Origin of the sequence: Microbacterium sp. ProA8, assembly GCF_039905635.1 — a bacterium.
Taxonomy (GTDB): Bacteria; Actinomycetota; Actinomycetes; order Actinomycetales; family Microbacteriaceae; genus Microbacterium; species Microbacterium chionoecetis.
On sequence record NZ_CP157000.1, the window covers coordinates 82,318 to 95,109 of the forward strand.

Annotated in this window: 14 protein-coding genes; 5 read left to right on the forward strand and 9 right to left on the reverse strand. The window is 66.1% G+C overall.

From position 1 onward, the window contains the following. Positions 1 to 54: 54 nt before the first annotated feature. The gene (locus ABG085_RS00380) at positions 55 to 714 is read right to left on the reverse strand and encodes a hypothetical protein (protein ID WP_347977478.1); all 660 of its coding nucleotides are present in this window, start codon (positions 712 to 714) and stop codon (positions 55 to 57) included. Positions 715 to 1,201: 487 nt separating this feature from the next. Continuing rightward, on the reverse strand, positions 1,202 to 1,993 hold the full coding sequence (locus ABG085_RS00385; protein ID WP_347977479.1) for a zinc permease: 792 nt from the start codon (positions 1,991 to 1,993) through the stop codon (positions 1,202 to 1,204). Positions 1,994 to 2,232: 239 nt separating this feature from the next. On the opposite strand from ABG085_RS00385, the gene ABG085_RS00390 reads away from it, so the two are divergent. Together ABG085_RS00390 and ABG085_RS00395 are read left to right on the forward strand one after the other, a co-directional pair. After that, positions 2,233 to 2,592, forward strand: a complete 360-nt coding sequence (locus tag ABG085_RS00390; RefSeq protein WP_347977480.1) for a DUF3562 domain-containing protein — start codon at positions 2,233 to 2,235, stop codon at positions 2,590 to 2,592. Between the two features lie 256 nt (positions 2,593 to 2,848). Further along, complete coding sequence (locus ABG085_RS00395) at positions 2,849 to 3,403, forward strand: hypothetical protein (protein ID WP_347977481.1); 555 nt, start codon at positions 2,849 to 2,851, stop codon at positions 3,401 to 3,403. A gap of 192 nt (positions 3,404 to 3,595) precedes the next feature. Here the strand turns inward: ABG085_RS00395 and ABG085_RS00400 are convergent, their stop codons facing one another. Together ABG085_RS00400 and ABG085_RS00405 are read right to left on the reverse strand one after the other, a co-directional pair. Then, positions 3,596 to 4,123: a hypothetical protein gene (locus ABG085_RS00400; RefSeq protein ID WP_347977482.1), complete on the reverse strand. Its 528-nt coding sequence runs from the start codon at positions 4,121 to 4,123 to the stop codon at positions 3,596 to 3,598. A 178-nt stretch (positions 4,124 to 4,301) separates the two neighbouring features. Then, positions 4,302 to 4,907 carry a hypothetical protein gene (locus ABG085_RS00405; protein WP_347977483.1) on the reverse strand — a complete coding sequence of 202 codons (606 nt, stop codon included), beginning with the start codon at positions 4,905 to 4,907 and terminating at the stop codon, positions 4,302 to 4,304. A 246-nt stretch (positions 4,908 to 5,153) separates the two neighbouring features. Here ABG085_RS00405 and ABG085_RS00410 point away from each other — a divergent pair, with 246 nt between their 5' ends. Next, positions 5,154 to 5,510 (forward strand): PASTA domain-containing protein, encoded by a 357-nt coding sequence (locus tag ABG085_RS00410; RefSeq protein ID WP_347977484.1) that lies wholly within the window; start codon positions 5,154 to 5,156, stop codon positions 5,508 to 5,510. A gap of 204 nt (positions 5,511 to 5,714) precedes the next feature. Here the strand turns inward: ABG085_RS00410 and ABG085_RS00415 are convergent, their stop codons facing one another. Next, complete coding sequence (locus tag ABG085_RS00415) at positions 5,715 to 6,023, reverse strand: hypothetical protein (protein WP_347977485.1); 309 nt, start codon at positions 6,021 to 6,023, stop codon at positions 5,715 to 5,717. Positions 6,024 to 6,133: 110 nt separating this feature from the next. On the opposite strand from ABG085_RS00415, the gene ABG085_RS00420 reads away from it, so the two are divergent. Beyond that, a complete protein-coding gene (locus tag ABG085_RS00420; RefSeq protein WP_347977486.1) occupies positions 6,134 to 6,328 on the forward strand; it encodes a hypothetical protein in 195 nt (64 codons plus the stop codon). A gap of 776 nt (positions 6,329 to 7,104) precedes the next feature. Here ABG085_RS00420 and ABG085_RS00425 read toward each other — a convergent pair. Next, on the reverse strand, positions 7,105 to 8,097 hold the full coding sequence (locus ABG085_RS00425) for a YafY family protein (protein WP_347977487.1): 993 nt from the start codon (positions 8,095 to 8,097) through the stop codon (positions 7,105 to 7,107). A gap of 61 nt (positions 8,098 to 8,158) precedes the next feature. Between ABG085_RS00425 and ABG085_RS00430 the strand changes: the two genes are divergently transcribed. Continuing rightward, on the forward strand, positions 8,159 to 9,355 hold the full coding sequence (locus ABG085_RS00430) for an epoxide hydrolase family protein (RefSeq protein WP_347977488.1): 1,197 nt from the start codon (positions 8,159 to 8,161) through the stop codon (positions 9,353 to 9,355). A gap of 269 nt (positions 9,356 to 9,624) precedes the next feature. Here the strand turns inward: ABG085_RS00430 and ABG085_RS00435 are convergent, their stop codons facing one another. From ABG085_RS00435 to ABG085_RS00445, 3 genes are all read right to left on the reverse strand, one after another. Continuing rightward, on the reverse strand, positions 9,625 to 10,965 hold the full coding sequence (locus ABG085_RS00435) for a class I SAM-dependent methyltransferase (protein WP_347977489.1): 1,341 nt from the start codon (positions 10,963 to 10,965) through the stop codon (positions 9,625 to 9,627). Then, positions 10,962 to 12,341 carry an FAD-binding oxidoreductase gene (locus ABG085_RS00440; protein WP_347977490.1) on the reverse strand — a complete coding sequence of 460 codons (1,380 nt, stop codon included), beginning with the start codon at positions 12,339 to 12,341 and terminating at the stop codon, positions 10,962 to 10,964. Before ABG085_RS00440 ends, ABG085_RS00435 begins: the two co-directional genes overlap by 4 nt. A 153-nt stretch (positions 12,342 to 12,494) precedes the next feature. Next, positions 12,495 to 12,740: a hypothetical protein gene (locus tag ABG085_RS00445; protein ID WP_347977491.1), complete on the reverse strand. Its 246-nt coding sequence runs from the start codon at positions 12,738 to 12,740 to the stop codon at positions 12,495 to 12,497. Between the last annotated feature and the right edge of the window lie 52 nt (positions 12,741 to 12,792).

Genomic DNA, 12,792 nt, shown 5'->3' on the forward strand with positions numbered 1-12,792 from the left:
GGGGACCCGTCACGCACCGATCAAGATCCTCGTCCGCCTGTACGTTGAGGTTGCTTACCCCGTCGGCGCGAGCGAGGGCCACAACGTGGCGACGATATCTTCTGTGTAACCCTCCGGCGCGAAGTTGGTCCAGTGCGTGGCGACCCAACTGTCATCCCGGAAGTAGTGCGTCTCTCCTACGGTTGCGTAGAGTTCCCCGTCGACGAAGAGATCCTCCCAGGTGCGGCAGATCGTACCCTCGGCGTGTGGCTTGCATGTCATCCCGGACTCGACGGCGGCCCGCTCGACTGATGTCGATTGAGCCGCATCCACGATGGTGACGTTGGTCGAGAGTCCGTACTCGGAGGGCCCGCCCCACGTGCACCGGAGGCTGGGGGCCACATCGAGCACCTCCCGGCCGGCCGCCAGCTCCGTGGACGGCGTGGTGTGCCCGGGATCGTTGAGCGGAGGCGCCGTGGCTGTCAGATGGGCGAACATCGCGTCGGAGTAGATGTCCTCGCACGCTGCCGGAAGAACCAGCGCGGTCGCCTCATGCTCAGCAAGGGCGGCCGGCGAGGAGAGGGCCGCGCTCGACGGAGGATGGCTGGATGTGGTCGGCGGGGTGCTGACGGAAGCCTCGGGCGGCGTCGCGCAGGCGGCGAGCGCCGCGACGACGAGCGCCACGCCTGCGAAGGCGGACGCGGTGCGAACCGCGCGCCGGTCGGTGGTTGCCACGGATCCTCCAGAAGCTCGAGGGAGCTCCGCGTAGGCCTCGAAGGCGCTCGCTTGCGCGGCGTCCGCGTCGACCCGGCCGGCGGGGGACGCCCCGACTGCCTCCCCGTGTCTCTCGAATGGTCCGGCGAAGGCGGACGGGATGTCGATCGACCGTCTGATTACTTCGTTGTTTGCGCTCATGTTAAGTAATGTCCGGATCGGGCCGATACGTTCACGATGCATCGTGCGACGCCCACGAGGGTCCATCGCGAGACGCATGCGATCGTGGCTGTGACCCCATGGTCACCCCGACTTCGCCTCGAGCTCCGCTGTCGCGTCGCCACCGCTTCCCTGCCCCTGACAGGCGCCACGCCGTCGGGGCTCGGTCGTCTCACGGCGAGGCAGCCCGCAAGCGGATCCCCAGCCGTGCGGAAATGAGACGCGCATCGTCGGCGTGCGCGATTGAGATGTTGGGCCCGGGCCAGCGCCTTGACGCTCCGGTGTGGGTTCAAGCCAGGGAAAGGACGAAGGAAAGGACGAATCCCGCCGCGGTGGAGAGCGCCACCGCAGGGCCGCCGTGTTCGAACGCTTCAGGCATCAACGTGTCGGCCAGCGACGCGATCACCGCCCCTGCTGCGAATGCCAGTGGCAGCGACACCACCGCGGGATCCGTGTCGGCCAGCCATGCTGCTCCCGCCAGCACGGCGAGCGTCAGCAAGACGGCGCATACCGTCCACAGGCCGATGACCTGGACCGCCGATCGACCTTGTTCACGCATCGACGCGGCGCCCACGAGTGCCTCCGGGAAGTTGGAGACGAAGATCGCCGCCAGCAGAGCTAGGCCGCCGGTACCCTCCGTTAGCGAGATCCCCAACGCCAGATTCTCCGGCACACCGTCGAGTGTCACTGCCGCCAGCAACGCCAGCCCGGCCGTGCCCCGGGTCGTCGCCGCCGCGGGGACGCGCTGTTGTGCGGCCGCATCCGTATCCAGCTTGGCACTGCCCTGATACTCGTCAGCCGGCTTCGGATGTGCAGCAGGTTGGGCCCATCGGTCGAGCAGGGCGCTCAATACGGTGAAGACGACCGCGCCGACGAAGAGGCCGATCGCCGCCAGCCAGATGCCTCCCCGCTCGTATGAATCCTCGAACAGCTCAAAGCTCAGCGCCGTGATCAGAGCACCCGCCGCGAAGGCGAGCAACATCGCGAGGAGCCGTTTCGGAAGCTCGAACCGCACCCCGATCGCAGCACCCATGATGAGAGCGCTCGATGCCACCGCACCGAACAGCAGAGTGCCCCACATCGCATCTGCTCCTCACCACCGCAAACCCGCGTTCGCCCGATGGCGCGAGACTGGCACCTGGCGAGGAAGGCAAGAAGGGCCTTGACGCTGTTCGTAGCAGCATGCAACGAGTCGGCGCCCTTCTCCGAAGACCACACGCCCACCTTCGGGCTTGTTCACCGGCGTGCGTGCCGGGGCAACGCTGTCGTTGGATCGTGCAAGGCCTGGCGCACGCGACACCTGCCGTTGACAATGGCGCAATGGACAACTCCGACGCCCTCGAGCAGCCCGCCGAAGCGATCTCCATCGACGCGGCAATTCACCGGATCGCCACCCGCTACCCCGATATCGACCGTTCTCGTATCGAGTCGCTCGTGAGCGACTCCGCACACCGCCTCGACGGAGCCCGCGTGCGCGACTTCATCCCTGTCCTCGTCGAACACGACGTCATGGAACAACTGCGCGCGGAGGCAGAACCCGTCCCCATCTCAGAACTCGACCTGGAATCCACCCTCGTCGACGACCGCGCCGCGCACGATCGCGGGCGCCCCGATCCTCAGGAGGTCGAACGCAAGTCGAAGCACACCGGGCTCCTGCACGGAGACCTCACCAACGGCTGATCGCCTACGCTGCCCTGAGGCATCAAGAGGGTGCCGTATGCCCAGTGGCCATACCGCCTTCGCTCCCTGCACGCATACGGATCCCTCTGCGAGCCCGGCTGCCCACCGTGCGTGGTCGCAAGCCCGATTGCGGATCTCGCTGCGCGGCGGCGTGCGGAGGGGCGGGACCAATGGTCACTCGCGTCGTTGGCAGAGGCTGTGGCCGACCGAGGGACGTAGCACTCGTCCGCGACGCTGGCAACCCCACCTTGATTTCATGCTCGCTCACGGCTGGCACGCATACGATTGCGCGACCGCACGACGAAGGGAGACGAGAATGACCGACGTCCAGGGAGACTCCGAAGCCACCCAGGCGGCGCGAGACGCCGCCGAGCGAGTGCGCACATCGGCCGCCAACGGCGCAGAATCGTTCGGCGCCACGGCGGAGCAGATCGCTGACGAGGTCTCGGCCGGCGCGGAAACCGCGAGGAGCGATATCGCAGGAACCGTGAGCGACATCGCAGACAAGGTGAGCGAGAAGGTCAGCGACGTCGTCGATGGAGCCAAGAGCGCTGCATCCGAAGCGAGGGGCGCGGCCGGAAGAGCCGCGGATGCCGCCGTCGATGCCGCGAAGGCCGCAACCACGAGTATCAAGGATGTCGCCGACAACGTCGATCTCGACAGCCTTGTCGCCCACACCAAGACGGTCGCGGGGGAATGGACTGACAAGCTGAAGCAGACCTATCGCGAGCGACCCGGCGTCGTGATCGCCGCAGCCGTGGGCGCTGTAGTGGTGCTCGGCGGGATCGTGCGCTCGATCAGTCGTCGCTGACACTGACGCTTACTGTATCCAAGCCCCGGAGGCGTGGAGGCAATGCGCTGAGCGCATCACGCCCGATCAGCAATGGCTGTCGGTGCTCGAGACCCATCCATGCGCGGGCACCGGCAGGAGGAGGGGCGTCACCGGTCAGACCGGGCAAAGCAGTCGCTCGAACGGCGGCTCCCACGCAGAGTGGACTCTTGATCAGTGGGTTGTGGGTTTCGCTGGTCCTCGCTTGGACAGTCGGCGCCCGATCGCCCCGGCGATCAACGGCGCACCCACGATTGTCGGCAGGACCCAGAACACCCACGGCGGTAGCAAGCTCCAGACCGGTAGGGCGGATCCGTTGTCCACATAGAAGGCCGTCAGCAAGGCCACGTACGAGACGCCCATCGCGAAGATGTGCCAGGTGTCCGATCCGTGGCGACGCCGGTTCAGGAAACCGAGCCCCGTCGCCACCAACGCGATCAATCCCATAACAGCGAGGTGATTGTCGAGCGGCCATCGGATAACCGCCATGACGGCCATGGTTGCGAACACCACTGCGATGCCGCCGACGTAGACGCGACCGAAGGTGATGTGGATTCGACCACCCTTGGGGCTGACCATCGCGACGATGCCGGATACGACGCAGGTGATCCCGGCGATGATGTGCACGCCGACGGCCACCAAAAACACCGGACCCTCGTCCGGGATTGGGATGCCGAAGAAGTCGACATCGAGTCCGCTCACGCGCTCAGTATGCGCCGACGCGCGGATGGTCGACAGGGTGCGCCGCGGGGCTTGCTTGCGGGTACTAGCCGGAGGACTGGTCGACGGCATCGGCGCCATGAGTCCGATGCGTTGCTCGTGGCGTGCTGCCGCACGATTGACCGTCGGTCAGCGCGCTCGATCTTTCGTGTTGGCGGCGTTAGTCCCCGGTACTTCCTGGCAAGATGTCTCGGTCAGCGCGGACGAACACCGTATCCAAGCGCGGGTCGTTGCGCAGTTGCCGGAAGATCGACAGCTCCGCGGCCACAATGAGAGAGTCCGGGTACAGTCGGCCACCCCATGCCAACCGCTTGTCTGCATCCCATGCGAACTCCGGGATGCGTCGTCCCGCTTGTACGTCGGCGGGGACCAGGTCGGCTTCGAAGTAGTCCTCCCCATGCACGCGAACCGATTGCTCGGTGGGGACCTCGCCGTATCCCACCCACCACAGGCATCGCAGCGGCGCATCGCCGATGGCGTCGCGGAGCGCCTCCGCGGTTGATTCGTCCGGTTGGCCCATACAAGAGATCAGGTCGCGAAGGGCGGGTTGTTCGTCCGAGAGGTGACGTGTCGCTTCGAACCAGTTCAGCGACGCGGAGTGTTCCTCGACGTCGACATACTGCGACCAGCGCACGAAGTTCCCCTTTCGGTCTATGAACGGCAGATATACGCGCAGCATGGACAGTTCGCGGTGGGACGCGGGGACGAAGTCGCGAGCAGGGACGTGCCATCCCGACTCATCCAGTTCTACGGTCCTCTCGGCCATGCAATCGACCGTACCCAAGCCCACCGCACCACCGCTGGAACTGCGGTCGGCGGAGCGGCCCTACGTGGCGGCTAGATACTCACATGCCGGCCCTGGTGCGGGGGCAGGCCCGTGTAAGTCGGAAGTCAGGCTGGGATCAGGCGCTCGACGCGTGCCGTGAGATACGGAGGTCAACAACGTCTCGCACGTCCTCCGGTCGCCCAGCGGGCGCCGACTTTCGCGCTCCTGTCGCATAGCGTCGGTCGCATGTGGGAACAAGTAGGTGATCCCGTCAGCGTGCCGAACGTCGTCGGAATGCCCTTCCATCTCGCTGATGCTCTTGCAGCCAGCCATGGCGTCACGCTCGCCAACCCGGATCCTGATGGACCACCCATTGGCGCCATCGCATGGCGGCGCTTGGTCTACATCACGAGCCAACGTCCCTCGGCCGGCAGCACCGTTACCCGGCACTCCTCTGTCACTGTCGAAATCGTTCAGCAAGGCGACGCCGACGATATGGCTGTCCAGGGTCAGCCCGACGCTCCCCCCGCGGACGCCGCCCACGTCCACCTCGAACGCACCCAAGTCATTCAACTCAACCAAGAAGAAGATCGGAGCACGTAGGCCGGTCGTTCCACGAGCGCCACCCTCCTATCCGGAGTCGGTCGGTCGGGCGCTGCGTGGCGGCCCGTAGGCTCGCGGGCATGACTCCGACGTACTCCCGGCCCGCCATAGCAGACCAGCCGTGGACTCCTCGAACAAGCGCCGTTTGAGTGCGGCCGAGCACGTTCGTACGCGGGTCCGTTAGCGGGCATCGGCGCCGCGAGTCTATTCGAAGACGACGTCCGCGAACGCGTCGACCTCGCTTCGAAGCCTTTCCGCCACCCACTCGCGGTCGCGCAGCCAACGCTGACGGTTCTCGTCAGTGTCCCAGCCTTCGAACGGATCGCAATGCTCCTCCCAGAAGGCGTACCAGCCCGCCAGATCTTCCGCGAGCTCGCCAGACAGTCCGTAGGTCTCGGGTGTCGTGGTGTATCCCACATCCCAGGTCGGCGTGGAGTTCTCCCAGAGTGGCCAGTGGTGCCCGTGATCGGGGAACAGCCGGATCACCCGGCGTGCGGGAGGTATCTGCTCCATCGGCAGAAGCTACCGCGCATCGGCCGGTGGTCGCTCGCTGAGTGGGCGTTAGGGGACTAGGTCAATGCAGCTATCTTCGGAATTGCTTTCTAAGTCCGATCGGGGTCACCGTGCTCGCCAAGTTCGCCGCCTTCTACGTGCGAGAGGGCTTCGCTTTAGGCATCTTGATCGGTGTCGTGCTCGCAGTCTTGATGCCGCAAGAGTTGCCGTTCAAGATCATCGGGTTCGTTTTCGGCGTCGTCGTGTCGCTGGCTGCATGCGCAGTTCAGTTCAATCGCGCACTCAAGCGGGAGCGCGGCGACTGATAGAGGCGCCCGTATCTCGGTCGACCAGCAGCCCATCCATGGGCGTTACCCGGTCGACAACCGCACGTGGATGTCGGGTTTAGTCGCTTGGCGGAGCGCTTCGCTCAATCGAGTGATCGCGGAGGCCATCGCGGAAGATCCGGCGTCCTGAAGTCCGCCCATCCCGCCGCCGTACAAGCGGAGGGCATGTCTGGCAGCGGCGCGGAGTTCGTGGGAATCGGTGATGCCGGCGAACTGCCGCTCGAGTTGCTCGGCCGAGTGACGCCGCTACGGATCTTTGTCCTGAACGGCAGCGTAGCGAAGACCCGCGATGGCGTTTGTAATCTCCTCGACGGTGTCAGCGACGGACGGCACGGCCCGACCATAGTCGATTCACGCCAACAACGGCAGTCCGCAAGCGGGTCCTTCGTCGCGCATGCGTCGGCATCCCGACTTCCTCCCGGCGCTCTCGCATCGACTACGTAACGAAGCCCCCCTTTGGACCCGGCGTTGCTTCACCGCATGCGCATGCGCATGCGCCCAACGCGGACGCTTGCGGCTACTGCTGCGGCGGTCTATCTAGCCTCGGCCTTAGCGGGGTGTGTCTCGGTGCAGGGCTGTCCCGGCTGGGCAGGGTAGGCGACCCCCGACGACGCGGCTGACAGCGCGGACGCCGTGGGCCTGGACGGTCAGCATCCTGGTGGCGACGTCGTCGACTGACAGCCTCGAACCGGGTGCCACAAGATTGTGGCTGCGCAGCCGAAGTGCGAGAAGCTGCGTCGTGGTGATCGTGACATTCACGGTGTCATCGATTCGACGGCGGCGCGGTAGCGTCCTGCGAGCAGATCGATGTGCGCGACGAGCTCGGGCGGATCCGCCACCGTGAAGTCGAGACCCAGCATCCCGATGTAGACGGCGATCGTCTCGTAGCTGTCAGCACCTGTCGCCAGTGCCGAGGTGTGCTCATCGAGGATTTCCACGACGCCGACGGTCGGATCGATTCGCGCCAAGACCTCTTCGGCCGGTGCGTGCACGACGATCCTGGCATGTACCCGCCATCCGGCGCCGGCGACGCCTCTCAGCACGAGAGTCGATGCATCTGCAGGCAACTCGCGAGGTGTGAATAGGCGGAAGGTGCGAGCGCTCGGATGCATGCGGTCGAGGCGGAAGGTGCGCCAGTCGTCGCGCTCGAGGTCGAACGCCACCAGGTACCAGCGACCTCGCCAGCTGACCAGGCGGTATGGCTCGACCCGACGCTTCGCGGCCTCCTCGGCGGAGCCGTTGGCGGAGAAGCGCGTGTAGCTGAATCGCAGCCACTCATGCTCCTGGATAGCCATGGCGACAGCGGTCAGCGTCTCCGCATCCACGATCGCAGGGTCTGCTCCGCGTGTCGATGGCACGGGGACCTCCGTCGCCGTGCGCAGAGCGGCGACTTTGGCGCGCACGTGGCTGGGAATGACCTGTTCAAGCTTCGCGAGCGCGCGCTGAGCGCTCTCATCCATGCCTGCCATCTGACTCGTCCCGACTGTGGCGAGTGCGATGGTCGTGGCCACAGCCTCGTCATCGTCGAAGAGCAACGGCGGCATGTTCGCCCCGGCGCTGAGCCGGTAGCCACCGGCGGAACCATGGCGGGCATCGACCGGGTATCCGAGCTGGCGGAGGCACTCGATGTCGTTGCGGACAGTGCGTGTCGACACGCCGAGCCGCCGAGCCAGCTCGGGACCCGGCCAGTGCGGCTTGGACTGCAGGAGCGAGAGGAGGCGGAAGAGCCGCGCAGACGTTTCCAACATTCCGTCAGAATGCCTGAACAAGCGGAAGTAGGTCTTCCTATTGCCGAAATAGCCTCACCATATGACAAACACGACGGCGTCGATGACGCAGACCACGACCTTCCGTTCCCGCGAGGCCTCGACACCCGACGAGTCCGTTCGTCCATTCACGGTGGCGATCCCGCAGGTGGAGATCGACGATCTGAACGACAGACTCCTCCGCACCCGATTCGCGCCCTCGGCACCCGGCGACGACTGGGCATATGGCGTTCCCACCTCGTGGATCGCCGAGCTCGTCGAGTACTGGCGCACCGAGTTCGATTGGCGTGCGCTCGAAGAGAAGATCAACGCCTTTCCCCATTTCCTCACCGAGATCGATGGGCAGCAGATCCACTTCATCCACGTCCGCTCTCGCGAGAAGAACGCGCTGCCCATCGTGCTCACGCACGGTTGGCCGGGATCGTTCCTCGAGTTCCTCGACATGATCGGACCTCTCACGGACCCGGTGGCGCACGGCGGTCGGGTAGAAGACGCGTTCGATGTGGTCATCCCCTCGGTCCCCGGCTACGCCTTCAGCTCCCCGCTCGTCGAGGGCGGGTGGTCGTCGGCCCGGGTAGCCGCGACCTGGGACACGCTGATGAAGCGTCTCGGTTATGAGCGCTACGGGGCACACGGCGGCGATGGCGGATCGCTCATCGGTCGCCAGCTCGGACTGCTGAACCCCTCCGGCCTGGTCGGCACACACGTGCTGCAGCTGTTCTCATTCCCGTCCGGAGACCCCGCGGAGTTCGAGAAGCTCAGCCAGAAAGACCACGAGTCGCTCGCCACGCTCGCCAACTTCCAGGCGCGCGCGGGCTTCTCTGCGATGCAATCCACCCGCCCGCAGACCGTGGCCCATGCCCTGTCCGACTCACCGGCCGGACTCCTCGCATGGAACGAGCTGATCGTCGGCTTTGGCGACGGCAACCTTCTCAGCCGCGACCAGGTGCTCGGGAACGTCGCGCTCTACTGGTTCAGCAACTCGGCAGGGTCAGCTGCCCGCCAGTACTACGAAGACGCCAAAGTCACGGATCACAGCGCCCCAGCCCCGGTGAATGAGGCGCCGACGGGCGTGTCCGTCTTCGCGAACGACTTCCGCACGATCCGGGCGTTCGCCGATCGTGAAAACAGCAACATCGTGTACTGGTCGGAGCACGATGAAGGCGGTCACTTCGCCGCGATGGAAGTACCCCTCGCACTGTCGGAGGACCTCAGAGACTTCTTCTCCGCACTCCGCTGACCACAAGACTGAGGCGGGCCCGTGAACAGGGCCCGCCTCAGCACCGTGCTGTGCTTCAAAACCCGAGGTGCACCTTCGAGATTTCAGCACATGAGTGGCTCAGCCGCCACGCTGCGGACGCCCGCATGCCGGTCCTCATGCGGGCGAGGAACGAAGGCCGAGCCATGTCCGCGCAACTCGGCTCGATCATGCCGGTCGACGATTAACCGTTGGTACCGGAAGCCTGGCGGAGTTGAGATGAGAACCGCAGCGACTCCGGCCGCGCGCTGCTATGGCGTCCACCACGGCCGCAGCGGAAGGTCGGCATCGTCGCTGTTTCCCCGGGAGTTGACGGCCAGAACGTGGTGCAACTCGATGCCGCCCGATTCGAAGGCGAGCCGTGATCCGGCCATGTAGAGGCCCCACACCTTCGCGGCGGGCAGTCCGATCTCGGTGACCGCTTCGTCCCAGTGCTCGACGAGGTTCGCGCACCAGTCACGGAGCGTCAGTGCGTAGTGGGGGCGCAGGTTCTCCTCGTGCAGCACTTCGAGCCCGGCATCCTGTGCCTCGGTGACGATGCGACCGGAACCGGTCAGCTCGCCGTCCGGGAAGACGTAACGGTCGATGAACCCCCGCGCCGCGGGCTCGGTCTTGTTGTCACTGCGGGTGATGCAGTGGTTGAGCAGCAGGCCTCCCGGGCGTATCCGCGAGCGCAGGAAGCGGAAGTACGCCGGGTAGTTGCGCACCCCGATGTGCTCGAGCAGCCCGATGGACGACACCGCGTCGAAACCGGTCTCGGCGATGTCGCGATAGTCGCCGTACCGCACCTCAGCGTGCTCCAGCCGTTCGTCGGCGATGGCGCGCTGCGCCCACGCGGCCTGCTCCTGCGACAGCGTCACTCCGAGGGCGTGAACGCCCCGACGAGCGGCGTAGCGCACCATGCCGCCCCAGCCGCAGCCGACGTCGAGGAGCCGGTCGCCCGGCTTCAGCCGCAGCTTCTCGAACACGAGCCGGTACTTGTTCTCCTGTGCCTCCTCCAGCGAAGCGTCGAGGTGCGGGTAGCACGCGCACGTGTAGGTCATCGACGGGCCGAGCACCCACTCGTAGAAGATGTTCGAGACGTCGTAGTGGTGGTGGATCGCCTCGGCATCGCGCGACTTGCTGTGCCGCAGGCCACCGGCGATGCGTCTCCAGCGCGGGGGCACCTCCTGCGGCGGCGGCGCGACCGGGCGCAGATGCTCGATGCCGATCGAGCGGACGATCCGGGCCATGAGCCGCGGCGATGCTCGCGGGAACTCGAGGGTCTCGAGCGTCTTGAGCAGCTCGTATGGGTCGCCGGGGTGCACACCTCGGATGTCGAGATCGCCGGCGATGTAGGCGCGCGCGAGCCCGAGGTCGCCGAACCCGGTGACAAGATACGTCGTGCCGCGGGGTGTCTTCAGGTCAAGGGTGAAGGCCGCGTCGGGAGGGCCGGCCGTGCTGCCGTCATACGCGGTGAAGCGCAGCGGCAGCCGGCCCGCCGTGAATATCTCAAGCACCTCGGCGAGCGTGAGTTTTCTGGACTCTGCGTCGGCCGTGCCGGCCGCGTCGCCATCGGCCGAGGCATCCATCCCTTCCTTGGATGTGGTCATCGTCGTTGCACAGCCTTCTGATAGAGGTCGAGCAGGCGCCCGTCGGGGTCGTACCGCCTTTTCGCCGCTCGATAGTCCGCCCCGCCGTAGAGCGAGTCGAAGTCCTCCCGCGAATAGAACGCGTCGGAGTACAGCGATTTATGCCCGTCGAGCTCGCGCACCTTCCGCTCGATCAGCCGGTTCGTCTCGCCTTCAGTCCCCCCGACCGGAACGGTCGACCAGAAGCCGACGTTGACGTAGGTCTCGGCTGGATGCAGCGGGTAAAGCGGCCACGCGTGATGGTGGCGCAATCGCAGCGGACAGAGCCAGATGGGCGTGATCGGCACGTTCCCGAGGAACCAGTCGACGAATTCGGCGCACCGGGCGATCGGCACTTCGACGTCCTGGATCACGCGCTCGCGCGCGGGGCGCCCGTGCAGCTTCTCGAGGCGATCGCCGATGTCGAATCGGCGTTCCAGCCGCATGAGCCTGCTGTACGTGGCGCTGCCGAGGTAGCGTCGGGGCCACACGCGACGGACGAAGGGATGCTGCGCCCCGAACGCCGCCGAGCACCAGAACCAGTCGGTGTCCCACCGCCAGAGGTAGTCGTGGATGGTGAGCCGGTCAGCTTTCCCGACGTCGTCGTGCTGGATGGACCGGTAGTAGATGTGTCGCCCCGTGTAGTCGCTGACCGGGCCGGGCGCGGAGCTCTGGGTCCCGACGCACAGATAGCTCTCGTCGGCGCTGAACACCACGCCGTCGAGATAGTCCACTGGCACGTCGTGCAGCAGACGCGTTGCGACGATGCGGTCCATCGCCGCCATCAGATCGGCGATCGTGTGAAAGCGCACCTGCCGGAGGGTCACGAACGGCTGGACCGTCTCGAGTTCGATGCGCAGACGCACCGCGTAGCCGAGAGTGCCGTAGGAATTGGGAAACGCCCGGTACAGGTCGGCGTGCTCGCTCGGGGATGCAGTGATCACCTCCCCTGCGCCGGTGAGGATGTCCATCTCGAGCACTGATTCATGCGGCAGCCCGCTTCGGAACGACGTCGACTCGATGCCCAGGCCCGTGACCGCGCCGCCGAGCGTGATCGTCTTCAGTTGCGGCACGACGAGGGGTGCCAGCCCGTGCGGCAGTGTCGCGGCGACGAGATCCTCGTAGGTGCACATGCCCGCGACGTCCGCCGTGCGACCCTCAGGATCGACGCGGATGACTCCCGTCAACCCCGACGTGTCCAGGCCGGGGGCGGCAGTTACCGAACGCGAACGGAACAGGTTCGAGGTGCGCTTGGCGAGCCGGACCTGCGCGTCCGGCGGCAGCGCCCAGTAGCTCTCGAGCAGCCGCCGCACGCCGGCGGCGTGCGCGGTGCGGGCGTCGGTCGCGGGTGCGGACACAATCCCACGCTAGTCCGCGGCGGGGTTCGGGTGAAGGATCCCGCTCCCTGCCGGTCTGGTCGTTTCACAGCCAGCCCCGCGCTCGTGTCGAATTCGTTGCCGAGGTGGGCAAGTGTGGGCCCGAAGCACGACGTCGCGTGCACCAGGGGTCGATCAGCGAGCGGGTTCCCGCGGCCGTATCAGGAGCACGGATCCGAGGAGGATAAGTCCTACGAGCGTGGACCACATCGAGATCGCCATGACCACCGCGTCGCCCGGCAGCATTGCGCACCCGGCGGAGGTGTCCTCGTAGGAACAACTGCGCCACGGCTGGAAGAAGTAGATGACCGTGATGATTCCCGCTACGACCGTGATTCCGGTGCTGACGACGATGGCGATCTTCCGCGTCCGAGCGTTCATGGCCTCACCGTACTGTCGTCCCGCTGGCCCGCCCGCTGGTCGGTCCCTTAGC

What these genes read in the sequence shown, in the direction of transcription:
- ABG085_RS00385 (WP_347977479.1), bottom strand. Translation starts at nt 1,993, where the DNA reads ATGTGGGGCACTCTGCTGTTCGGTGCGGTGGCATCGAGCGCTCTCATC.
- ABG085_RS00390 (WP_347977480.1), top strand. Translation starts at nt 2,233, where the DNA reads ATGGACAACTCCGACGCCCTCGAGCAGCCCGCCGAAGCGATCTCCATC.
- ABG085_RS00395 (WP_347977481.1), top strand. Translation starts at nt 2,849, where the DNA reads ATGCTCGCTCACGGCTGGCACGCATACGATTGCGCGACCGCACGACGA.
- ABG085_RS00405 (WP_347977483.1), bottom strand. Translation starts at nt 4,907, where the DNA reads ATGGCCGAGAGGACCGTAGAACTGGATGAGTCGGGATGGCACGTCCCT.
- ABG085_RS00410 (WP_347977484.1), top strand. Translation starts at nt 5,154, where the DNA reads ATGTGGGAACAAGTAGGTGATCCCGTCAGCGTGCCGAACGTCGTCGGA.
- ABG085_RS00415 (WP_347977485.1), bottom strand. Translation starts at nt 6,023, where the DNA reads ATGGAGCAGATACCTCCCGCACGCCGGGTGATCCGGCTGTTCCCCGAT.
- ABG085_RS00425 (WP_347977487.1), bottom strand. Translation starts at nt 8,097, where the DNA reads ATGTTGGAAACGTCTGCGCGGCTCTTCCGCCTCCTCTCGCTCCTGCAG.
- ABG085_RS00430 (WP_347977488.1), top strand. Translation starts at nt 8,159, where the DNA reads ATGACAAACACGACGGCGTCGATGACGCAGACCACGACCTTCCGTTCC.
- ABG085_RS00435 (WP_347977489.1), bottom strand. Translation starts at nt 10,965, where the DNA reads ATGACCACATCCAAGGAAGGGATGGATGCCTCGGCCGATGGCGACGCG.
- ABG085_RS00445 (WP_347977491.1), bottom strand. Translation starts at nt 12,740, where the DNA reads ATGAACGCTCGGACGCGGAAGATCGCCATCGTCGTCAGCACCGGAATC.